The sequence below is a fragment of the Sediminicola arcticus genome (assembly GCF_040566695.1).
Classification (GTDB): Bacteria; Bacteroidota; Bacteroidia; order Flavobacteriales; family Flavobacteriaceae; genus Sediminicola; species Sediminicola arcticus.
In genome coordinates, this window is the sequence record NZ_JBEXAE010000007.1 from 19,339 (window position 1) to 41,724 (window position 22,386).

A 22,386-nucleotide genomic window follows, 5' to 3' on the forward strand; every position below is an offset into this window, starting at 1 on the left:
ACAGATATTCGAAATCTCTTTAGTGCAATAGGCCAGCTTTAACTGAAGGCTGGATAACAGTCTTTGTTACTGTTTTTTTTGATTAACATATATCTTTTGATATTTTTAGTAGGCATTTGTTTTTAAAGTAAATCCATAGCAAATGACATCTAAGGTTAAAGTCTTATCGTTATGGTTGTTTTGTACAGTTTTCAGCAACTCATTTTTCTATATACTTGAAATGTAGGGTAATGGTTACGGCTATGGCAAGTAGGGCAGGCAAGGAAACTTTTCGTTTCCATCTACGCGTAGCAAAATCCTTATGTTTTATTTACTTTTATGGTCAGAGTAATTTTGACGCTTCGGGAATAAAGATTTAGCTAACCATATAAACTAAGACAAAACTTGGAATTAAACATCAAACTCCGTATTGCTTTTAGATTTTGTTGGGCTTTCGTTATTTTTTTTCAACAGAATTATTTTTTGATACTTCAATAATTTCATTTAGTAGAATTTTCGCTTCAATGTATTTTTTTGCTAACCCCCGAGCAGCAAATTGATTGGTTTCCAATATATTTTCAAAATGAATTTCTTGTAATAAATTTGTGTTGTTCATCTTAAATTTAGATTTTTTAGCACTGTCTTGATTATAAAAATCTACATTTATTACAGAACCTTTATTATTAATTACATCTATAAGACCTTTGCCAGATTCTTCCAAACTTGATTGCCATTCTATAAGGTCCTCATATAGTCTTTCCCAATTGTATAAAAGTTGTTTTAGTTTTGTGCTTTTTAAAGCAGATAGTTTACCTGAATTTTTAATGTCATTCAATACAAATGAACTTGGATTCCAAGTAGGAATTTCAATCGCTTCAAAAATTAAACTGTCAATCTTAAATTCAGTTATCGGAATATTTTTAATTCCAGTATAGGATAATAATGTTTTGCCCGCTAAAACCTTTCTTTTGAGTCGTGTTAAATCAACTTCAAGTTCTTGATAATTATTGGTAAATTCAAAGTGTAGGTTTTTTGTTAGTATTTGTAAATCAATATCTGCCTTTTTATTTTCATTCCATTGATTAAGTTGAAGGGCAATCAAAATACCGATGACCACAAGTACGATTTCACCGATGGCATACATCAGATATTTACCGAACTTATTTTCAGTAAGCATTTTTTGGCGAATCTTTCTAAAGAATTTTATCATTTGTTTATTGGTTTGTCCTTGTAGCTGTTGGGATGAAGGCTAGCGTTTGGCATATTAACAGTAGCTCTTGCACGATAGTTGATTTTATTTGTTCAGTTTAATAATTACTTGTTTTTTCATTTTATTGACAAATTGAGTTATTGCTTATAAAGGTTGTGAGTAGCTTTTTTTTGATTTATAGTTTATCATGAAATTCAAAGAATGCTTTCAGTACTTCATCAGGTGTTTCCACGTGGGGATAGTGCCCTGAATCTTCTAATAATACGATATCTGCGTTGGGAACAACAACTGCAAACCTGTCGGCTGCATGTTTACCTGAAATAGGGTCGTCAATACCATTTATCAGTCTTATGGGTACAACTGCATTTACTAAAGGTTCCACCCACCGTTCTCTGTAAATTCTTCTTTCTGTTATATATCTAATTAAATTGGGTATCATAGATAGCCCGCCATTCTCCGTGGTTAGTTTCCATGTTTCACGAATGAACTCGTCTGTTGGAGGATGTGCTTTGCTGAAAATTTTGGTGAGGTTCTTTTTCAATCCCTTTTCAGTCATTAGTTTGGCTACGAGAGGACCAAAAGAGGAATGTAATAATTTTTGAACCAAAAGTGCGTGATGGGTTTCTGGAAAAATTCCTCCATTCATAAAAACGCAAGACAACCAATTGACCTTTGAGGTTTTATTAAATTGCCGCGCTAATAGTTCTTGAGCAATCGTGTCGCCTAAATCATGAGCCAAAATATGGGCCTCTTTGATTCCTTCTTGAATCGCCAATGCTTCAATGATATCAGCTTGTAAACTGATTGGGAGAGGCTGATTTGGTTTAGAGGATTTACCTAGTCCAATTAGGTCATGCGCGATTACATCAAATCGCTGTATTAGCGAAGGCCATATTGGTTCAAAGTCCCATGATGAAGAGGGAAACCCATGTATACAAAACAGCGATTCTCCTTTACCCGAACGTTTGAAAAACACCCTAAGATTGTTAATTGATTCTATTGTTCCATCCAAATACCATGTTTTTGAATTCATTCTGTTTTAATTGCTGCTACAGGTTTGTATATGGTTTGTTACGTATTTTAAGCACCTAAATTAACAAATATAAACTGAATAGAATCCCGATAGCTATCGGGATTTGGAAGTAGGCGAGAACAAGCAATAGGTATTACAATTTTTGTACATTCGTTATTTTTCTTTAATTTCTTGTTCTACTATTTTGAGTATATTTATTATTCTATCTCGCAAAGTTCTAGATTGAATATTTGTTACTTGATTAAATGTTATTACTTGACTAATTATTCCCTCCAATTCAACATCTGCAAGGACTTCTCGTAGGTTTAAATCTTTTTTTGTTGGTTTTATGGTGAATTTATTATTGTATTTCTTGTCCAGTGCTTCCGTTGGTGTGTATCCATTTTGCCATAAAGCATTGTTTAAATTTCTAGAAACTCCAAGTCTATTAAAACAAGGAATAATAAGTTCAGTTCTGAATTTTTTATACTCTAATTCCAACTCTTGTACTTGGTATACTTCAGAAGACCAATTCGATAAAATTCTAACTAATTCCTCGTTTTGTATTAGACGTAGATTTTCTGAACCAACGATGTCATTCTTTGTCGGGTCAAATGTCGGGTCTCTAACAATTTGCCAAAGTGAATTATAAAGTACCTCTTCATTAATATTTTCTGGATTATCAATTTGATTGAGTAAACTATTACAGGCTTCAAGCCCCTCATTCCGCATCAGAACTTTCTCATCTAATTGAGCTAAATAACTTTTATACTCGCTGTGAAGTTGTTTTAATATCATCTGCTCCTTTCCTAAACCTTTCTGCTTTTAATTCCAGTTATTTATTGAAAGAGCAATTAAAATTCCAATGACTACAAGTATAATTTCTCCAATCGCATATTTTAAATACTTTCCCGTGTTTCCTTTTGAAACTAGGTTTTGTCGAATTTTTCTAAAGAATTTTATCATTGATTATTGGTTGGTTCCGATAGCTATTGGGATGAAGTTCAACGTCCATTATAAGCGAAGTGGCGGGATTTACGCACCGTCTTTTCGGTTTATAACCGATTTTAAATATATGAAATTACTTGTTGGATTACACATACTCGAAATTAGGTATTGGATTCTTTATCTATTACCATATAAAAGTTATAATTTAATAACTAATTTATTTTATCTTTTCTATAAACAATTAGGATATTCTGTTGGACAAGTTACTGGATCCGTAGGCATCCTATTATCTCCAAGAGCTAGATGCTCCTGAACAGCATTTTTACTTATGCTTATGATTAAAATCACTAGAACCACCACTTATATAATGTTTTATTTTAACCTAAAAATATTTGATAGAACTTTGGTTGCCTGTACTTTAACGTAATTGGCAGCTTCCTTGTGGAGCATCATTATAAATTATTAATTACCCCAGTTTTACCTGCAAAATTTAGATTGATTTGAATGTCCAAAAATCGTTTTTTGGCAAAGGTGCTTCGAAGGTTTTGAATTCTTTAGAACCAGAGACTTGATAGGTTAATTTCCAGGCATGAAGGCAAACAGATAGAGGGAAGTATTCTTTATCTGAACCATATTTTTCATCTCCGATAATAGGGAGCCCTATATTTGCCAATTGGGCTCTTATTTGATGGAATCGACCAGTTTTTGGTTCTATTTCTAAAAGATAACCAAAATCGTTTTTAGCTATAACTTGATAAGAAAGAATGCATTCTAGGGAGTCTTTTGATCTTGACTGGACTATATCTGCTCTTTTTTCTAAGTTGTTTTTTACGAGAAAATTAATTAAGTTTTCTTTGTTCTTGGGAGGCTTGTTTTTAACAATTGCCAAATATGTTTTTTGAATTTTCCGGCTACTAAATAGATCATTAAATTCGACAAGAATGCTTTTTTTCTTTGCAAAAATCAATACTCCACTTGTCACGCGATCTAATCTATGTATTATTCCAATATAAGGCTTTCGTTTTTTTTTTAAAAGGTGATTAAGAACTTGATCCTCTACAGTGCAATTCTCGTAAGGACTTTTTTCACTTATAAGCCCAGCCATTTTGTTAACGACTATATAATCGTTGTTTTCATGTACTACTTCAAGGTTTCGCATTAGCAGTTTTCTTTTTTAAATTTCAAAATAATATTAATACGTTCAAGAAGTTCGGTTGCTATCTGGTTATCCAAGTTTTAATCACTTAAATTAATTCTTGGTTAGGAAAACTAGCATTAATTATTCCACTCTCTTTTTACGAAATGATATATTGTATAAATTCTCTACCACTATTCTTCCATCAGTAAGTAATTAGTGCTAATGGTAAGGCTATGATTCCGTTGTTGAGATTTGATATTAATCAAATCGAGCTGGGATCATGCCGGTCTAATGTACGTAAAGTTTTGAGTTGTAGTAAATAAGCTAAACAATGAATTATAGCCATTGCTAGAGCCAGTTTTTTTAATTTCCATTCAGTTGTCTTTCATATTCTTCTGCATCATAAGTTCCGATTGATTTTTGAACGAGCCCTTGGTCATTCATTGTCCATTCCTCAAATCCACTGAAATCAACTTTATTACCAGTTCCGTTTGGTCCAGAATTAGTTCCTTTAAAAGTCCAATAATATCTGTAAATACCATTTTCCTTCGTCAAACTGTCCATTGTCAATTCTAAATCGGGAAATGCTTCCATATAAGATTGAGCAGTTTCAGCCAGTTGTTTTCTTCCAACTGCTGGTGTTCCCTTATTTACAGTTAGTGTTCCATCTTCTGCGTAAAAGGTAGCCATTTTCTCTGGCACTTTACTGTTCCAAGCATCCGTATATTTTTGTCCGAATTCGACTATTTTATCATATTCCGACTTGTCAGATTTACATCCTGTCATTGCGATTGTGATTAGAAGAAATATTGTTATTGTCACAAGTTTAGTTTTCATAAGATTTTGTTCAAATTGGCTCTAACACAGTACCTATGAGTAGTGCGGAGGGAAGGAAACCTTTTTGTTTCCGTCTTCGCACGTAGCAAAAGCTTTTTGTTTTGATTTATATTTTTTCGCCAGAGCAAAATCGAAAAGATTTTGCGGACATAGTAAATATACCCTTACTTTAAATTAAACAACAAACCCAGCATTACTTATAGGTATTGTTGGCACTTGTTTTTAATTTATTCTTTACTATTAAAAATCCAGTAAATATTAACATTCCTATACTGGATAATAAATGTACTTTTTTGAAATCCATATTTAATTCAGGATAAAATAGTAATGCGATTCCTGCATTAATTGACAAGTGAAATAAAATTGCAATAAGAACACTTCCCTTTGAATTAATTACCAACCAAGTAATTATTATGGATAGGCAGATTAGCATAGTGAAATATGTAATGACAGGAATTAAAGATATTGGTTCTCCACTAACCAAGGTTCCGAATGGTGCCCACCATAGTGGAATATGCCAAATAAACCATATAAATCCAATAATGATTGCACTTTTCAAGTTTGAATATCTTTTTTGAAATTCGGGCAATAAAAAACCTCTCCATCCAAGTTCTTCTCCCAAAGGTCCTGCATATAATCCCGCAAATAATATTGTTGGTATCGATAGATATGCCAGTTCATCAAAACCTCCAATTTCACCAATATACTGGCTGTAAAGTGCAATGCCAATAATGACAAATATTAGAGGTAAAAGAATTATATATATATAATATTTTAAAGGGACTTTCCATATAAAGAGCTTCTTGATTAATTCAAATACCCCTATAAGTCCATCAAAGAATAGAGTTGTAATTATCCCCGAAATTGTTGGTCCATATACACCTGCAAAAAAGAAAATTAAAAATTTACCGATTGACTCTTGATTAATTCCGTCTGATAGGTAGTTTAATCCAATAATCCAAAGTATCCAAGACCACAAAAAGGTTAGTATTAAGAATACAAATAATTTTTTCCTATTCATTTTTTTTAAATAAGTGCCAACAAGTGTATAATGAACATATGTTCATTATACACACCAATATAGGATATATAGAACATATGTTATATATATCTTTTATGTTTTTTAAAAATCTAATGGATTTTTTATTTCCTTAAAAGTAGTGGTAGCCACATGGGTGTATATTTCGGTAGTCTTGCTAGAGCTATGTCCTAATAAAACCTGAATTTGTCTTAAATCTACACCAGCTTCTAATAGGTGTGTTGCAAAACTATGCCTAAGCATATGGGGTGTTACAGGAGTTTTTATACCGGCCTTTGCTGCTGCATTAAGAACTATTTTCCCAATACTTTGTCCAGAATATTGCTTGCCGTACATACCTTCTATGATATATTTTTCTGGTTTCCATTGTTTATAATATTCTCGTAGATCTTTTAAAAGGGAATGCGAAAGTAGGGTGTAGCTATCCTTATTGCCTTTTGCAGCCTCAATGCGTATTAACATTCTTTTACTGTCAATATCTTTAATTTTTAAATTGACCAATTCATTTCTGCGTATTCCAGAGGAATACAGAAGGCTAGCAATGCATTTGTGCTTTAAATTGCTCGTATGGTTTATAATACTGAGAACATCATCTTTGGAAAGTACTTTTGGCGATTTTTTTTCTTTTCTAGGTCTTTCTATCTCATAAAATCTATTAGGCATGCCAAGTACGGATTCATAGTAAAATTTAATACTGTTGATAGCGGAATTAATATAAGAGTTGGATTTGCCTTCTTGAACTAATTTTAAAATATAATTTCTTACATCACTTTCATTAATAGCACCCAATTCTTTGGTGTTATAATAATTGATAAATGTTTCAAATGAGGACACATATGATTTTACCGTGTTGTTTGCATACTTCTTCAATTCTAACTTATCTAAATAACTGGTAGGGCAAACAAGATAGGAGGGGGCAGTTGCCTTTTTCTAAACCAAATAATCGTTCTATTTTTAGGGGTCCACCTATTTTGGTATGTGTCTGGTTATCATTTGCTACAACACTTTTGGTTGCTCAAAAGTTACCCCCAGTAGTAAATAATGATGTATATGTGACTGGCCTGAATATGACTTTGGTTGTAAATACTGCTAATGGATTACTAATAAACGATACGGACCCCAATGGTGCTCTTGGTCTTACGGTTGGTACTACTCCCGCAAGCGGTCCGACCTCCGGGGTTGTGACGCTAAATGCCGATGGTAGTTTTTCCTATATACCCGCCTCTGGTTCTAACACCTCTTCTAGCTTTGAATATCTAGTTTGTGATGATGGCACACCTGATATCGTTGTCTCACGATTTGATTTTGACGCTGTGCCGCTAACCGCCGCAACGGTAGGGCCAGATGCTATTTTCATAGATGCTGATGCAGAACAAACAGGTTGTGGTATTCATATACCACTAGGTCGAAGTGGTGGCAGTAAGGGACTGGATCTGGTCATACCCAATACGGGGAATATTTTTGATTTTACCAGTTTTCGATTTGATTTTGAATACCGCGACAAGGAAGGCACAGCGGATATAGCTACAGCAGGAAATTTTAGAGTCTACCATATCACAGCCAATCAATTGGGGCTGCGGGTATCGGTCATAAATGGCAGTACGGGATTATCGGCCAACTATACAATTAACTTAGGGAATTTTTTGCCAGGCAACACACCTTACACTTTGGAGTATGATGAGCTTACCGGCAATGTCCTCTACACTGCAAACGGCACAACAACAACTACCAAAATTGCTCCGCCGTATTCAAGGCTTGATATAAGTTTAGCAACAGATATTACAATTGGTAGATTTATGGTAATGGTGGGTCAGCACTTTCAGCACTATGTGCCATTGCATTTACCGATACCAGTATACTGTGTGCTACAGGCATTGTTACTATTGATTTGGTCACCTCGGTTGTCACTAACCGAAGAATTACCTACAGGGTAAAACAAAATTAATATAGTGACGTACGAAGGTTACAAAAACCTCAAAAATATTAAGGTTGGAAGCTTATGTGCGTTTGTAATGCTATGTATCCCTTTTGCTGCACTTTTTTTTGAAAAGCCTGATATTGTTGCTTTTTGATGGGTGACAAACAAAAACTTTTCTGTCTTCCCATATAGACATACAAGTGGGATGGGTTAAATCCTTTTGCTGCATTTAAATATGATATTCTGCTAAGCCAAAAATATTTTTAACATCCTTGTGAGCAATAAGCTCTCAAGGAGAATCAATGGAAGATGTATTTTTGGTTTTTATATTTTTATCTGTTACCTCATTTTGAATACCATTGGCTTTGTTTCTTTGTTGGCACACGCTATTAATGGTAATGCTGTCCCTTTTCCATTATCTACCATAGAATTGTCCTATGGCCATTTTGAGGAAGCCGTACCAATTATGTTCTTATATTAAAAAGAAAAATACCATTAGGAAAATCCTCTTTGCACTCGTAAAATATAGTCGTAAGGGAAGATTGCAATTAATGAGGTAGTAGAAAAGCACTTTTAATAAGCCAGCGCAAAACTTAAAAAAACTATTGTGCTAAAGGGGTTTCCTTAGTACATTTAATTAAAGCCTGCCGTATTTTATAAATGTGCCAAGAAAGATTAGCTTTACAAGTAATAGGTTTTTGAATTTTCATTCAGCGCTCAATAAAAGTAATCGCAAAATGAGTTTGTATAATTACGACAATGAAAAGATACTTATTGGAAGGTTAAAGATTGGCGATGAAAACGCATATCAACATCTTTACGAATTATACTATGCTGAATTGTGTAATTATCTTAATACAATTTGTGGAAATATGGATTTGTCAAAGGATTTAGCGCAACAGGCATTTATAAAAATTTGGAAAAAAAGAGATTCCCTTCTCATAATATTTTCCTTAAAAAAATACATCTTCAAAATTGCGTATAATCTCTTTATGGATTCACAGCGAAAAAAGAAAAGAGACCATCTACTAATAGATCAACTAAAATATGAGGCGGCTAATGAAATAACAGATATATCTCATGATAATTTAGATATACTATTAGACTTGGTGAATTCTGAAGTTGATCAACTACCTTCTCAATGTAAAAGAGTTTTTTTATTAGGAAAAAGAGAGGGATTAAAATATAGAGAAATAGCTGAAGAGTTAAATATCTCCATTAAAACAGTAGAAAGACATATGACTAAGGCATTAAAAAGACTTAGGAAGAGGTTAAAAGATAGGTCAGGCTCTGTTTTTGTAATGATCACTCTTTTTAAGCCAAATATCTTTCTTAAAGGCCAATAATTTCATTTTCACTAAAATTAATGATATAAATAGTGGGGGTATTTCATAATTACCACGTCTACCTTTTAAATCTAATATTATAGTTGAAAATGAAGGAGTTTAATGCCAAAAATAGGATCGTAAAATATTTGGATGGTGAGGCTACAGCGTTAGAAAAAAAGCAGCTTCTTACATGGATTGAAACTAAAAAGAACCAAAAAATATTTAAAGAGTTTTTAAAATCACAGCAGCTAATAACTAGAAATTATAAAGCGATTGATTCTGAAGCTGCTTTTAATGACTTTTTAGATAAAATACATTCGGATAAAAAAGGATTGAATCTTAAAAGTATAATTCCTTACATTGCCTATGCTGCAATATTTATCGGTGTTTTTTTATCGACATTTTATTTTATAAATAAAGAAAGCCCCATTAAATCTTCTTTATATAATAATGAAGTTTCATTACAAATAGTTAATGGTTCTAGTGATCATATAAGCATAGTAGAAGATCAAGTTGTTAAAACAAAGGCAGGAGCTAAATTCGCAATTGTTAAAAACGGAGTATTAAAGTACCTGCCAACAGGAAACAGCACAAAAAGTATAGCATATCAAAATATTCTAAGAGTACCTTATGGTAAAACATTCAAGGTTATTTTATCTGATGGCTCATTAGTGCATTTAAATTCTGGATCTGTTTTAACTTATCCAAGTGTTTTTCAAAAAAACAAACCAAGAAAGGTTTTTTTAGAAGGGGAAGCGTTTTTTAAAGTTTCTAAAGACATTCATACTTCCTTTCTAGTGAACTCTAAAAGTAGTAGTACTAAAGTTTACGGTACTGAATTTAATGTTTCTGAATATTTAGATGAAAACAGCGCAGATATTGTTTTGGTGGAAGGCTCTGTTGGTGTAAAAAAGAATTTAGGGATAAAAGACAATGAACCATACAAGCTTATTACTCCCTCACAAAAAGCATCACTGCGTAAAAATGCAAAAGATTTTGAAATTACAGATGTAGATGTCAAGAAATACATAGGATGGAAAGACGGCATTTTAATTTTCCAAAATGATAGGTTCGCAGATATTAAGAAAAAGCTTGAACGTCATTACAATATTAAAATAACAAACAACTATCACGAAATTAACAGCCTTAGATTTAATGGTGATTTTCAAAATGATAGTATTGAAAAAATCTTAAATACAATAAAGACCCATACTGATTTTTCTTTCGAAAGAAAAGGAGACACAATTTTAATCAATAACCCTAAAAACAATGAAATGAACTAAAATTAAGCTTGATAAGTAACCTAAATAAAAACTAAACTCAATATTTATGAAAAGTATAATGCAAATTATCAAAAAACCAAAAGTTAAAAATTTGACTAGAGTTTCATTATTCTTGTTATTACTTTTTAGCTCCAATATGTATGCAAACATCTCATGTGAACAGAATGAGATTGTATCTGTTAATATTAAAAACGAACCGTTAAAAATGGTTTTTAAAACTATAACAGATTCTTTGGGTTATAAGTTCTTTTATGAAACTTCAGAAATTGATCTTTACAAAAAAGTAGATTTAGTATCTAAAAATGTCTGTTTATCAGAATTGTTAATTGAACTTTCTGTAAAGTCTAACTTAGATTATAAAATTACTTCTAATCAAATTGTAGTTACAAAAAAGACGGCTAATGTGAATGTTGGCAAAACTACAGATACTAAGATTCCTTTGCCATATCAGGACAAACTTAAAGGAACTGTTTTGGATGAACTGGGTATGCCCTTGCCAGGCGCTACGGTACAGGTAAAAGGCACTAAAGTAGGTGTGATCTCTGATTTTGACGGTAATTTTGAAGTGCAACTACCAAATAATAGTACAGAAATTATAGTTTCTTATGTTGGTTATAAAACTCAAAATATTAATGTTTCAGGAAAAACAACCATAACAATAAATATGGTTGAAGATGCCGCAACATTAGATGAAATTATAGTTGTTGGTTATGGAACACTTTCCAAAAAAAGAGTAACAGGTTCTGTTGCATCAATCTCACCACAAACAATCGCCGATATTCCGGTAATAAGTGCAGAGAATGCATTAATTGGTCAAGTTGCAGGTGTTCAAGTGCAAGAAACATCTGGAGAGCCAGGCTCTAGTCCAAACATACGTGTACGTGGTTCTGGTTCAATATCAGCAGGTAATGATCCCTTGTTCGTTATAGATGGTATTCCAATCTCAAAAAACTTAACAACGTTAGGGTTGCAAGGGGATTTGGCTCGTAGAGGTGGAACTTTTCAAGCTCCTCCAGTAAATCCATTGGCAACAATAAATCCTAATGATATTGCTTCTATAGAAATCTTAAAAGATGCTTCTGCAGCAGCAATTTACGGCTCAAGAGGTGGTAACGGAGTTGTATTGATCACAACCAAAAAAGGGGTAGCTTCTGACGAAGGTGTTTTTTCTTTTGATTCTTTCTACAGTCTACAAAGTGTAGCCAATAAGGTAGATTTAATGAACTCTAGTGAATTAATAGCCTATACAAGAGATGCTAGAAATAATCCTTATTTACAAGATGTTCCTGGTGCTTCAATAAATGATCCAATTGGGCCCGGTGATAGAGGAAATACAAGTTATGAATTGCCTGAGGCCTATATTAATTGGGACGGGACAGATACAGATTGGCAAGATTTAATTTTTAAAACAGGATATAGTAAGAGTTACAATCTTTCTTATGATTCTCCTTTAATTAATAAAACCAGTTACCATGCGTCTGGTGGGTATTTTAAACAGGAAGGTGTAATACCGCAATCAAGTTTTGAAAGATATAATTTAATGCTGAACCTGAATTCTCAGGTAAGTGACAAGCTTAATTTAGATGTAAAGATAGCACCAACTATTACAGAAAACCAGAGACAGCCGGCATCTGCGCCTTATTTTGCAAGACCTCCAGGAATTGTATATTCTGCTTTGGTACATTCACCTGTAGTAAAACCGTTTAATGCAGATGGTACAATTAATCAAACAAATAACCAATCTCATTTAGGCGGAAATACTACGTCAGCGAGTAATCCGCTAGCAATTATAGATGCGGTTGATGACAAATTGTTCCAGTTTCAAACAAGAGCTTCTCTAGGGTTATCCTATAAAATAAGACCCGATTTAACATTTAAAACTTTTGGGGGTACTTACGTAAACCTTTATAATCGAGATTTTTATAGGGCTAACACGCTTCTTTTTAGAGAAGCAACAGAAGGAGAATCCTACGCACAGGCCTCCTCTTCAACAGAAGTAAATTGGCTTTGGGAAAATACTTTAAATTGGGAAAAGGAATTTGATATACACTATTTCAATGTTATTGCAGGTTACACAGCTCAGAAAGATAATATTAGTATTAAGCAAGTGCAGGCAGATAATTTTCCTGATGATTTAGTAACAACCATTAGTGGTGGTCAAGTATTTGCTGGAAATTCAATTAGGGAACAATGGTCTTTGGTTTCTGCACTGTTTAGAATGAATTATAGTTATGATGATAAGTATTTGTTTACAGGAACTTTTCGTTCTGATAAATCTTCTAGATTCGGAAAAAATAATCAAACCGGATATTTCCCCTCCTTTTCTTTGGGATGGAGAGTAAATGAAGAAAACTTCCTTCAATCTCTAGAATCTATTTCAGAATTAAAATTGAGATTTAGCTGGGGACAAACAGGAAATTTTGAAATCCCTAATTATGGAGCTATTGGTCTGCTTTCTCCAAATAATTATAATATTAGTGGAAATGAAGTTAATGGCCTAATACAATCAACCATTCCTAATCCAGAACTAACTTGGGAGAAGTCTGTACAAACAAACGTGGGATTAGAATTCGGATTACTAGATAATAGAATATTTCTATTAGCAGATTATTATAGAACAATTACTTCTGATTTACTTTTAAACGTTGGTATTTCTTCAGTTTCTGGTTTTGAAACAACACTTCAGAACATTGGCGAGGTGAAAAACGAAGGATTTGAAATTGCTTTAAAGAGTAGAAATTTAGTGGGTGATTTTACTTGGGAAACAGATATTAACTTTTCTACAAATAAAAATGAAGTACTATCTCTAAACCAAAAAGGAGAACCTATTTTTTCTTCAGGTAGTGCAGGTATAAGGCATATTACGCGTATAGGTGATGCCATAGGAAGTTATTACGGATATGTTGTTGATGGCATTTATCAAAACCAGCAAGATATAGCAAACTCTCCAAGCGATACACAAGCACCAAATCCTGCTCCAGGAGATTTCAAGTTTAAGGATATAGATGGTGATGGAGAAATTACACCCGAGGATAGAACGGTAACTGGTAGTTATTTCCCAGATTTTACATGGGGTATAACCAATAGATTTAGTTATAAAGGATTGGATTTCAGTTTTTTAATACAAGGAGTAGAAGGGAACGAAGTTCTAAACTTAACCTCGAGACACTTAAAAAACGGAGAAGCAAACTTTAATTCATATGCTGTTTTTAATGACAGGTGGATATCTGAATCTGAACCGGGTAACGGAAGTGTTCCTAGAGCTGACAGGCTATCGGGAAACCATGGTAATAACAATAGACCTTCATCTTTTCAGGTAGAAGATGGGTCGTTTATTAGATTGAGAAATATGACAGTTGGTTACACATTACCTTCAGATGAAATTTTTGGAGCTGCTATTAAAAAGCTAAGATTTTTTGTAACTGGAACAAACCTATTTACTAAAACTGATTACCTAGGATTTAATCCTGAGGTAAGTGCTAGTCCAAATAGTAGTTTAACTCCTGGTGAAGATTATGGAGCATATCCTTTAACAAAGTCATTTACTATGGGGTTAAATCTTTCTTTCTAATTTAAAAAAAAATCAAAATGAAAAATATATTTATACTACTTATAGCAATTTTAGTTTTAAGCTCTTGTAGCGAAGATTTTACTGATTTAGCACCTATTTCGAACAGAAATGAAGCCGACTTTTATACTACAGAGAACGATTTTGTTGCAGCAATAAATGCTAGTTATGCAGGGTTGCAAAAAAAGGGTGTTTATGGTAGAGGATATTGGACCATGTTTGAAATGAGAAGTGACAATACAGATCAAGGGCCAGATGCTACTGGTTTGTCTAGACAATTTGCAGAAATTAATGCCTTTACAGAAGATCCTTTAAATGAACAAATAACGTCAGCTTGGACGGACTCTTACGGGGTAATAGCTAACTGCAATGTTATTTTGGCAAGGATAGAAGGCGTTACAATGAATGAGGATATTAAAAAGAGAATTATAGGGGAGGCCTTGTTTCTAAGATCTTTAATGTATTATCATTTAGCTGTTGCTTATGGTAATATTCCATTACAATTGGTGCCCTTTGTTCCAGGAGACCAATTGACCCAAGTAGATGCTACTTCAGTTTATGCACAATTAATTACAGATCTGGCAACGGCAGAGGCTAATTTAAGTATATCCTATGCAGCAGATAACAAAGGGAGAGCAACCAAAGGCGCAGCAGCAACATTATTGGCGAAGGTATTATTAACTAATAACCAAAAGTCAGAAGCTGCAGTGGCATTAAGAAAAATTATAGGTAATTATAACTATGAATTACTTGATAATTATTCAAATCTATGGGGAGCGTCAAATGAAAACAACAAAGAATCTATTTTTGAAGTTGAATTTGCAAGTGGCGGTATAGGTCAAGGCAGTGCATTTACCAATGATTTTTCTCCTAGCGCATTTTTACAGACTGGTCAAGGTTTCGGGAGAAATAGACCAACAGTAGAGATGGAAAACTCATATGTTACTGGAGATTTACGATTTCCTTCTTCTATGGGAACATCTTACGTGAATGCAACTGGTGAAACAGTTCTAGCTAATTATGTTAGAAAATATGAGAGTGATCCACCAACTGAAAATGATTCTGATATCAATTTTGTAGTCTTTAGATATTCGGATGTTCTTTTAATGCTTGCCGAAGCAATTGGAGAATCTAATGAAGCGTATGATCTTATTAATCAAGTACGCGATAGGGCTGGTTTAGATCCTATTGATGCCACTATGCCAGGGACTTTTAGCGAGAAATTATTAGAAGAAAGGCAATTAGAATTAGCTTTTGAAAACCATAGATGGGCAGATTTAAAAAGGTTTGGTGTGGCTGCAGAAAAAGTAAACGGCGCAGAACCTTTTATTTCTGCAGGATCAGTAAGAAGTTTATTCTTTATACCGCAACGAGAAATAGATATTAATACAAATTTCGTTCAAAATTCAAATTAAAAACCATTCTAAATTGGTCACTATAATAAACCTATAGTGACCAATTTTAAAATACTCTTTAGTAGAAACTTCTAAAATTTCCAATTTGAAAAATTATATTATTCAAGTAATGGTTACCTTCTGTATGCTTTCTAATCTTTCTACCCTTACTGCACAGAATACTTCAAAAAGGGTGTTAAATATTATTGTTTTTGGTGCCCATCCAGATGACTGTGATAATAAAATGGGCGGTACAGCAGCTCTGTTTGCTCAAATGGGCCACCGTGTTAAATTTGTTTCTATAACCAATGGCGATGCAGGACATTATGAAAAGGGTGGAGGAAACCTCGCGAAAATCAGAAGAAAGGAAGCTCAAGAATCGGCAAAAAGATTAGGTATAGAATATACTGTTCTTGACAATCATGATGGTGAACTTTTTCCAACGATAGAAGTAAGACACCAGGTGATAAGAGAAATAAGAAATTGGGATGCAGATGTAGTACTTACACATAGGCCTGTAGATTATCATCCAGACCATAGATATACGGGGGTTTTGGTACAAGATGCAGCCTACTTGGTAATTGTACCTAATGTGACACCAGATACCCCACCATTACAAAAGAATCCGGTTTTTCTATACTTACAGGATCATTTTCAAAAACCAAATGAATTTAAAGCCGATATAGCAGTAGATATTACCAGTGTTTTTGACCAAAAAATGGACGGTTTAGATGCACACACTTCTCAGTTTTACGAATGGTTACCTTGGACTGAAGGAAAACTTGCTGAGGTTCCAAAAAACGAAAAAGAGAAAAGAGCCTTTCTCATTAAAAATTGGAGTAGACCTATATCTCCTAAAGTAAGGGAATCTTTAGTAAAATGGTATGGTTCAAAAAAAGCAATGACAGCGGTACATGCAGAAGCTTTTGAAATTTGTGAATATGGGAAGCAACCAACTGATGAAGAAATAAGACAACTTTTTCCAATGTTGAACAATTAAAAATATAGAAGATGAAAAAAATAACATTTTTAGTACTAATAGCTATGATTAGCCTTGGTTCTTCTGCACAAGAGCAAATCAACAAGCCTTTAAGAATTATTGCAATAGGTGCTCATCCTGATGATTGTGATTCAAAATTTGGAGGTACAGCGGCATTATATGCAAAATTAGGACATAAGGTAAAATTCCTTGCCCTTACCAATGGAGATGCAGGTCACCAAAACATGGGGGGTGGTGTCTTAGGAAAAAGAAGAAGGGAAGAAGCTAAAAAAGCTGGTGAAGTTTTAGGAGTAGAGTATGATGTTTTGGACAATCATGATGCAGAATTAATACCAACTTTAAACGTAAGACACCAGGTCATTAGAAAAATCAGAGAATGGGATGCAGATATTGTCCTGGGTCTACGCCCTAATGATTATCATCCAGATCATAGAAATGCAGGCATAGTTGTACAAGATGCTGCCTATTTAGTAATTGTACCTAATGTTACTCCAGATACTCCGCCTTTAAAGAAAAACCCAATTTTCTTATATATGCAAGATGGGTTCCAAAAGCCGTATCCATTTTCAAAAGATATTGCGGTTGTCATAGATGATGTTATAGATCAAAAACAAAGAGCTTTTGCAGAACATGAATCACAGGTCTTTGAGTGGATGCCTTGGACAATGGGAATGGATGAAAACGATATTCCAAAAGGAAAAGAAGAGCGTTTGGCTTGGATGAAAAACGTGTATCTAAAAGAAACAAAGTTAGATCAGTCAGGAGTAGATGCAGTTAAAAAGTGGTATCCAAAAATTGACATATCTAAGGTAAAGAATGTAGAATTTTTTGAGATATGCGAATATGGAAAACAGCCTACAGATGAAGAAATAAAATACTTTTTTCCAATGTTAAAACAATAAAAATAGCAGTAAGAAACACCCAATTAGTAACTAAACCAAATTCCAGATATGGAGAACCAAAAGAAACAAACAAAGAAATTCTATCACATCATCGTATTGGTTATGATGGTTTTCTTTGTCATATCTTTCATAACAAATATTCTTAATTCTATAATTGTAGATGTAAAACAGAGTTTTGAATTAAGCTTAACTTTAACTGGACTATTGCCATTTTCATTTTTTATTGCTTATGGTATCATGTCCATTCCTGCAGGTTTTTTAGCAGAAAAATACGGAGATAAAACATTATTGGTCGCTTCTTTTTTTGTGATGATGTTGGCTTCTTTTCTTTTCGCCTTTAATCCTAGTTATATTACGTTTACCATAACCTTATTCAGTTTAGGCTGTTGTATGGCCGTATTGCAAGTGGTAATTAACCCAATGCTTAGAGTTGCTGGTGGCGAAGAGCATTTTGCCTTTAATTCTGTGTTGGCACAACTTGTATTTGGTTTAGCCTCTTTTGCTAGTCCTTATCTGTATAAGTATTTAGTCAGCAATAATAGCACAAACACCCAAGATCTTGCTGCTTTATTAAAAAACTATGTACCTGCAGACCTTCCTTGGGTTTCGTTATATTATGTTTTTTCATTTATTGCTTTTATAATGTTGTTGGTTGTTCTTTTTGTGAAGTACCCAAAAATTGATAGAAATGAAGATGAAAAAGCAGGGGACAAGGGATCTTACCTAAGTCTTTTGAAAAACAAATGGACCTTGTTATATTTTTTAGGAATCTTTTGTTATGTAGGGACGGAACAAGGTATAGGAAATTGGATTTCCCAGTTTTTAGCTGAATATCATGGCTTGGACCCTCAAACAACTGGAGCAGACACTGTAGCTTATTTTTGGGCTATGCTTACAGTGGGATGTCTTTTAGGACTTCTTTTATTAAAAGTAATGGATAGCCGAAAATTATTGATATCTGCAACTATAGTAACCATAATTACAATTGTTTTAGCTATTACAGGCTCATCACAAATGGCATTGATTGCTTTTCCTTTAATTGGTTTTTTTATATCGGTAATGTGGTCTATCATTTTTTCTTTGGCTCTTAACTCAGTAAAAAGTCATCATGGATCATTATCAGGGATCTTATGTACCGGAATTGCTGGTGGTGCCATTGTTCCTTTTATAGTGGGTTGGTTAGGAGAGCTTATCAATCTCAGGGCAGCAATGTTTTTTCTGATAATTCCCTTGCTTTTTATTTTATCAATAGGTTTTTGGGCTAATCCTTTGGTTAATAACAAAACGATTAGTTTAAAAAAAGAGAGCTAAAACTATGAGAGTAGAACTGCTTGGGGTAGATATAGGAGGAACAACAATACATGTTGGTTTGGTAGCAAATAATTCAATTAAAAAAGAAGCTAAAATTCTTGTTGATAGAGAGGCTGCGGCAGCTATTACGCTTCAAAGTTTACTAAATGTTATACGCCAAAATTTGACTGGAAATGTTGTAGCTATTGGTATTGGCGTTCCAGCAGTTGTAGATCCGGACAAAGGAATTGTTTACGATGTGCAAAACATCCCCTCATGGAAAGAAATTCCATTGAAAAGCATTCTTGAAAAAGAGTTTAACATTCCTGTTTTTATAAACAATGATGCCAATTGTTTTGCATTAGGTGAGTTCACTTATGGACAGGCAAAAAACTATAAAAATATCATAGGACTTTCCTTAGGAACAGGGATTGGAATGGGTATAATTAGTAACGGTATGTTATATAATGGCGTGCTCTGTGGCGCAGGTGAAATTGGAATGTTGTCCTATAAAGATAGTATTATAGAAAATTATGCAAGTAGCTTTTTTTTTACAGAACACTACAATGCTACCGCCAAAGATCTTGCAGATGAAGCTAGGAATGGAGACAAAATAGCATTACAGGCTTTTAATGAATATGGGTCTCATTTAGGAGAGGCTATCAAAAATATATTGTATTTGTTTGCTCCCCAAGCAATAATTCTCGGGGGTTCTATTAGTAAGGCATATCCTTTTTTTAAAGAAAAGATGTTAGAAAGCGTACAAGGTTTTGCGTATCAAAAACAAATTGAAAATCTAATTATAGAGGTGTCACAAACAAATGGATCGGCACTATTAGGAGCTGCCTCTTTGTGTCTCCAGAAAACAAATAATAATGCATTAAACTAAATATATGAGAAATAAAATATTCTTATTGTTAATCCTGCTTATATCGGTAAATTTATCCGCAGCAATAAGTAATCAAATACCCATTAAGATTGAAAACAATAAAAAGGGAGCTCCTATTACCTTGGGAATCCCGTTCCCTAAAGGAGAACTTTATTCACCAGATAATGTGAGATTGCTAAATAGTAAAGGAAAAGAAATTGTATGCCAAACTACAGAAGTAACCACTTGGAAACCAGCAGACGATAGTATTAAATGGATCTGGGTATTCTTTTTTGCTGATGAGAATGTAGATTATACTTTAGAGTATGGAGAAGGAATCTATGCGATGGAAGCAGAAAACAGAATTGAGTCTGTAAACAACATGAGGCCCAGAGGGGGAATAATTGTGAATACGGGTACATTAAAGTTTAGGATCAATAAAAAAGGAAATGGATTTTTAGATGAAGTCTATATTGATAAGAATAATGACAAGGAATTTTCTGAAGATGAGTTAATAGCATCTGCCTTAGAAGATTCTAGAGGTACCTTTTTAGATGTTTTAGATGATTCTGGAATAGATTTGTCTAAAGCAACTGTAAATGAGGTTTTTAGAGAAATTGGATCTGGTCCCTTACACGCAATCTTTAGAGTAGAGGGCACCTATAAATACAATAAAACAGACAATAATGATTCTCCATTTTCTATGAGAATACATGCCTATGCCGGTAAAAGCTATATCAAAGTTTTGCATACACTTACGTATACTGGTGTGCCAGATAAGCATAAAATACAAAAAGGGGAACACAGCAACATAGCGACTCAAAAAGAAGTAATTCTTTCAGAAGATACTGCTAATGATAAAGGATGGACACAACCTAACGACCAAATTTCTGGTTGTGGGTTAACATTCAAATATCATCTAGATAAAGAAGTACAGTTCGCTACTTCTACTAATCAAGAAAGAGATCTTAATACGAGAAAAGATTTTGATTTGTATACCGCTCCTTTGTCAAATAAAAAGACAGGTGTTCTACAAATAGGACCTAAGCAAAATAGGGAAAAAAAGGGATCTACTTCAATGCAGAGAGAAGAAGGTTTTATTGCAACGATTTTTGAAGATAATAATGTGCAAACAAAAGCACAGAGAGCTAAAGGATGGATAGATATATCAGACACATCTAAAGGTATTAGTGTAGGAATAAAAAATTTCCTTCAAGAATATCCAAAAGAATTAGAAATAGACCCAAAAACGAATACGGTGAATGCTTATGTATGGCCTGTTAGTATTGATCCAATGAGTTTTGAAAGAAAAAACACAAAATTAGACGGAGAAATGCTGGATAATTTTGCACAAGGTACTACCAAAACAACAGAGTTCATTTATTATTTCCATGCAAAGGAAAAGATCGATAATATTTATCTTACCATGGATTATGTTTTAGATCCACCTATTGCACACGCTAGTCCTGAATGGTATACGGCTTCTAAGGTCTATGGCAATATGGCTCCTTACAGTACTAAATTTCCAGAATTTGAAAATGCCTTACAGTATAAATATGATTGGATAGCATTTAATCAAGAATGGGAATCTTGGTTTGGTATTTTTGATTTTGGAGATATAAAAACCAATTATTTCAATGACGAATGGCACATGTGGAATAATAACGAGCCCACAGTTGATTTTAGTTTGTGGACAAATTTTATGAGAACTGGAAATCCCAAATATTACCATATGGCTCAAAATATGAGCAAACACAGTATGGATGTTGATAATATTCACTGGCCAAGAAAAAGAAATTACGTAGGAGAAATCAATGATGCCATAGATTTTTGGAACTATGAAGATGAACCAGAATCTACACCTTATCTAGGGATTGGTCGAAGACACGGAGACGAACATTGGAACGCATTGTTAAGCGCTCATGTGTGGATCCAAGGCTGGATTGCTTCTTATTACATAACAGGGGATCAAAGGGCATTGGAGATCGCTAAAATGACAGGAGATACTTATCTTAAAAGAATTTGGGGAGAACATGACTTAAGAGGAAGAAGATTGTATTTATCCGTTCTCAATTTAGTAGAACTTTATGATGCCACTAAACTAGAAAAGTATAAAACAGAATTAGATGATAGGGTAAGAATAATGCTAGAACTACAAAAGGAACAAGGTGGCAATATTTTGTTGGATAGATATGGGTACTCCCAAACTTATGTAGCTCAGGGACTTTACAAGTATTACCAGTTAACAGGAAGTAAGGAAGTAAAGAAGGCTCTTATTGACCATGCAAGATGGGTAAAGAACGTACCGCCACTTAATCATCAAATGGAGTCTTATTTAGCTACCATCTATCCCTTAATCATTGGATATGATCTAAGTGGAAATAAAACATTTTTTGGCGAGGCAATGAAAAGATCAGAATTACTTAAGGTGTCAAAATTATCTCTAAACTTAAATAAAGATGTTACTCAAAAAGAGTATAGCGAAGCTTTATTAAAAATTTCAAGATTACCAAAAGATGAAGGAGAAACTGCAATTTGGGACCTTAACCAAGGATTAAGAGTTTTTGGCTGGACACACGCCAATAACATTCCTTATTTGTTGTATTGGTTAAATAAATCCGATGATATAAATACAAAGTAGGTTTTTTTAAATTTCAAAATTAACAAACCAT

General features: G+C 33.6%; 17 protein-coding genes and 1 pseudogene. 11 read left to right on the forward strand and 7 right to left on the reverse strand.

From position 1 onward, the window contains the following. Positions 1-436 precede the first annotated feature (436 nt). The 7 genes and pseudogenes from ABXZ36_RS13420 to xerA form a co-directional block, all read right to left on the reverse strand. Complete coding sequence (locus tag ABXZ36_RS13420; protein ID WP_354616196.1) at positions 437-1,189, reverse strand: DUF6090 family protein; 753 nt, start codon at positions 1,187-1,189, stop codon at positions 437-439. A gap of 175 nt (positions 1,190-1,364) precedes the next feature. Further along, entirely contained in the window at positions 1,365-2,222 is an 858-nt protein-coding gene (locus ABXZ36_RS13425) for an alpha/beta fold hydrolase (RefSeq protein WP_354616197.1), read from the reverse strand. 153 nt (positions 2,223-2,375) lie between these two features. After that, positions 2,376-2,999, reverse strand: a complete 624-nt coding sequence (locus ABXZ36_RS13430; RefSeq protein WP_354616198.1) for a hypothetical protein — start codon at positions 2,997-2,999, stop codon at positions 2,376-2,378. 640 nt (positions 3,000-3,639) lie between these two features. Continuing rightward, positions 3,640-4,308: an RluA family pseudouridine synthase gene (locus tag ABXZ36_RS13435; protein ID WP_354616199.1), complete on the reverse strand. Its 669-nt coding sequence runs from the start codon at positions 4,306-4,308 to the stop codon at positions 3,640-3,642. Between the two features lie 342 nt (positions 4,309-4,650). Further along, entirely contained in the window at positions 4,651-5,073 is a 423-nt protein-coding gene (locus ABXZ36_RS13440) for a DUF1348 family protein (RefSeq protein WP_354616200.1), read from the reverse strand. A 244-nt stretch (positions 5,074-5,317) separates the two neighbouring features. Then, positions 5,318-6,145 carry a CPBP family glutamic-type intramembrane protease gene (locus ABXZ36_RS13445; RefSeq protein WP_354616201.1) on the reverse strand — a complete coding sequence of 276 codons (828 nt, stop codon included), beginning with the start codon at positions 6,143-6,145 and terminating at the stop codon, positions 5,318-5,320. Between the two features lie 102 nt (positions 6,146-6,247). Further along, positions 6,248-7,101 (reverse strand): annotated as a pseudogene (gene xerA / locus ABXZ36_RS13450) (site-specific tyrosine recombinase/integron integrase); the annotation flags it as partial. Between the two features lie 69 nt (positions 7,102-7,170). Here xerA and ABXZ36_RS13455 point away from each other — a divergent pair. The 11 genes from ABXZ36_RS13455 (at position 7,171) to ABXZ36_RS13505 (ending at position 22,355) form a co-directional block, all read left to right on the forward strand. Next, positions 7,171-8,097, forward strand: coding sequence for an Ig-like domain-containing protein (locus ABXZ36_RS13455; protein ID WP_354616202.1), 927 nt, complete (start codon positions 7,171-7,173; stop codon positions 8,095-8,097). A 258-nt stretch (positions 8,098-8,355) separates the two neighbouring features. Then, on the forward strand, positions 8,356-8,562 hold the full coding sequence (locus ABXZ36_RS13460) for a hypothetical protein (RefSeq protein WP_354616203.1): 207 nt from the start codon (positions 8,356-8,358) through the stop codon (positions 8,560-8,562). Between the two features lie 256 nt (positions 8,563-8,818). Continuing rightward, the gene (locus tag ABXZ36_RS13465) at positions 8,819-9,427 is read left to right on the forward strand and encodes an RNA polymerase sigma factor (RefSeq protein WP_354616204.1); all 609 of its coding nucleotides are present in this window, start codon (positions 8,819-8,821) and stop codon (positions 9,425-9,427) included. Positions 9,428-9,516: 89 nt separating this feature from the next. Beyond that, positions 9,517-10,692 carry a FecR family protein gene (locus ABXZ36_RS13470; protein ID WP_354616205.1) on the forward strand — a complete coding sequence of 392 codons (1,176 nt, stop codon included), beginning with the start codon at positions 9,517-9,519 and terminating at the stop codon, positions 10,690-10,692. 46 nt (positions 10,693-10,738) lie between these two features. Beyond that, positions 10,739-14,263, forward strand: a complete 3,525-nt coding sequence (locus ABXZ36_RS13475) for a SusC/RagA family TonB-linked outer membrane protein (RefSeq protein ID WP_354616206.1) — start codon at positions 10,739-10,741, stop codon at positions 14,261-14,263. A 17-nt stretch (positions 14,264-14,280) separates the two neighbouring features. Continuing rightward, complete coding sequence (locus ABXZ36_RS13480) at positions 14,281-15,675, forward strand: RagB/SusD family nutrient uptake outer membrane protein (RefSeq protein ID WP_354616207.1); 1,395 nt, start codon at positions 14,281-14,283, stop codon at positions 15,673-15,675. Between the two features lie 124 nt (positions 15,676-15,799). Then, the gene (locus tag ABXZ36_RS13485; protein WP_354616287.1) at positions 15,800-16,654 is read left to right on the forward strand and encodes a PIG-L deacetylase family protein; all 855 of its coding nucleotides are present in this window, start codon (positions 15,800-15,802) and stop codon (positions 16,652-16,654) included. Positions 16,655-16,665: 11 nt separating this feature from the next. Beyond that, a complete protein-coding gene (locus ABXZ36_RS13490) occupies positions 16,666-17,556 on the forward strand; it encodes a PIG-L deacetylase family protein (RefSeq protein WP_354616208.1) in 891 nt (296 codons plus the stop codon). Between the two features lie 48 nt (positions 17,557-17,604). After that, positions 17,605-18,867, forward strand: a complete 1,263-nt coding sequence (locus ABXZ36_RS13495) for an MFS transporter (protein ID WP_354616209.1) — start codon at positions 17,605-17,607, stop codon at positions 18,865-18,867. Between the two features lie 4 nt (positions 18,868-18,871). Continuing rightward, on the forward strand, positions 18,872-19,735 hold the full coding sequence (locus ABXZ36_RS13500; protein ID WP_354616210.1) for an ROK family protein: 864 nt from the start codon (positions 18,872-18,874) through the stop codon (positions 19,733-19,735). A 4-nt stretch (positions 19,736-19,739) separates the two neighbouring features. Further along, positions 19,740-22,355 carry an exo-rhamnogalacturonan lyase family protein gene (locus tag ABXZ36_RS13505; protein WP_354616211.1) on the forward strand — a complete coding sequence of 872 codons (2,616 nt, stop codon included), beginning with the start codon at positions 19,740-19,742 and terminating at the stop codon, positions 22,353-22,355. The last annotated feature ends 31 nt before the right edge of the window (positions 22,356-22,386 follow it).

Bases quoted from the DNA above. Each gene is read 5' to 3' on its own strand.
- ABXZ36_RS13475 (WP_354616206.1), top strand. From the start codon at position 10,739: ATGAAAAGTATAATGCAAATTATCAAAAAACCAAAAGTTAAAAATTTG.
- ABXZ36_RS13440 (WP_354616200.1), bottom strand. From the start codon at position 5,073: ATGACAGGATGTAAATCTGACAAGTCGGAATATGATAAAATAGTCGAA.
- ABXZ36_RS13425 (WP_354616197.1), bottom strand. From the start codon at position 2,222: ATGAATTCAAAAACATGGTATTTGGATGGAACAATAGAATCAATTAAC.
- ABXZ36_RS13420 (WP_354616196.1), bottom strand. From the start codon at position 1,189: ATGATAAAATTCTTTAGAAAGATTCGCCAAAAAATGCTTACTGAAAAT.
- ABXZ36_RS13465 (WP_354616204.1), top strand. From the start codon at position 8,819: ATGAGTTTGTATAATTACGACAATGAAAAGATACTTATTGGAAGGTTA.
- ABXZ36_RS13505 (WP_354616211.1), top strand. From the start codon at position 19,740: ATGAGAAATAAAATATTCTTATTGTTAATCCTGCTTATATCGGTAAAT.
- ABXZ36_RS13490 (WP_354616208.1), top strand. From the start codon at position 16,666: ATGAAAAAAATAACATTTTTAGTACTAATAGCTATGATTAGCCTTGGT.
- ABXZ36_RS13480 (WP_354616207.1), top strand. From the start codon at position 14,281: ATGAAAAATATATTTATACTACTTATAGCAATTTTAGTTTTAAGCTCT.
- ABXZ36_RS13435 (WP_354616199.1), bottom strand. From the start codon at position 4,308: ATGCGAAACCTTGAAGTAGTACATGAAAACAACGATTATATAGTCGTT.
- ABXZ36_RS13500 (WP_354616210.1), top strand. From the start codon at position 18,872: ATGAGAGTAGAACTGCTTGGGGTAGATATAGGAGGAACAACAATACAT.
- ABXZ36_RS13495 (WP_354616209.1), top strand. From the start codon at position 17,605: ATGGAGAACCAAAAGAAACAAACAAAGAAATTCTATCACATCATCGTA.
- ABXZ36_RS13445 (WP_354616201.1), bottom strand. From the start codon at position 6,145: ATGAATAGGAAAAAATTATTTGTATTCTTAATACTAACCTTTTTGTGG.
- ABXZ36_RS13485 (WP_354616287.1), top strand. From the start codon at position 15,800: ATGCTTTCTAATCTTTCTACCCTTACTGCACAGAATACTTCAAAAAGG.
- ABXZ36_RS13470 (WP_354616205.1), top strand. From the start codon at position 9,517: ATGAAGGAGTTTAATGCCAAAAATAGGATCGTAAAATATTTGGATGGT.
- ABXZ36_RS13430 (WP_354616198.1), bottom strand. From the start codon at position 2,999: ATGATATTAAAACAACTTCACAGCGAGTATAAAAGTTATTTAGCTCAA.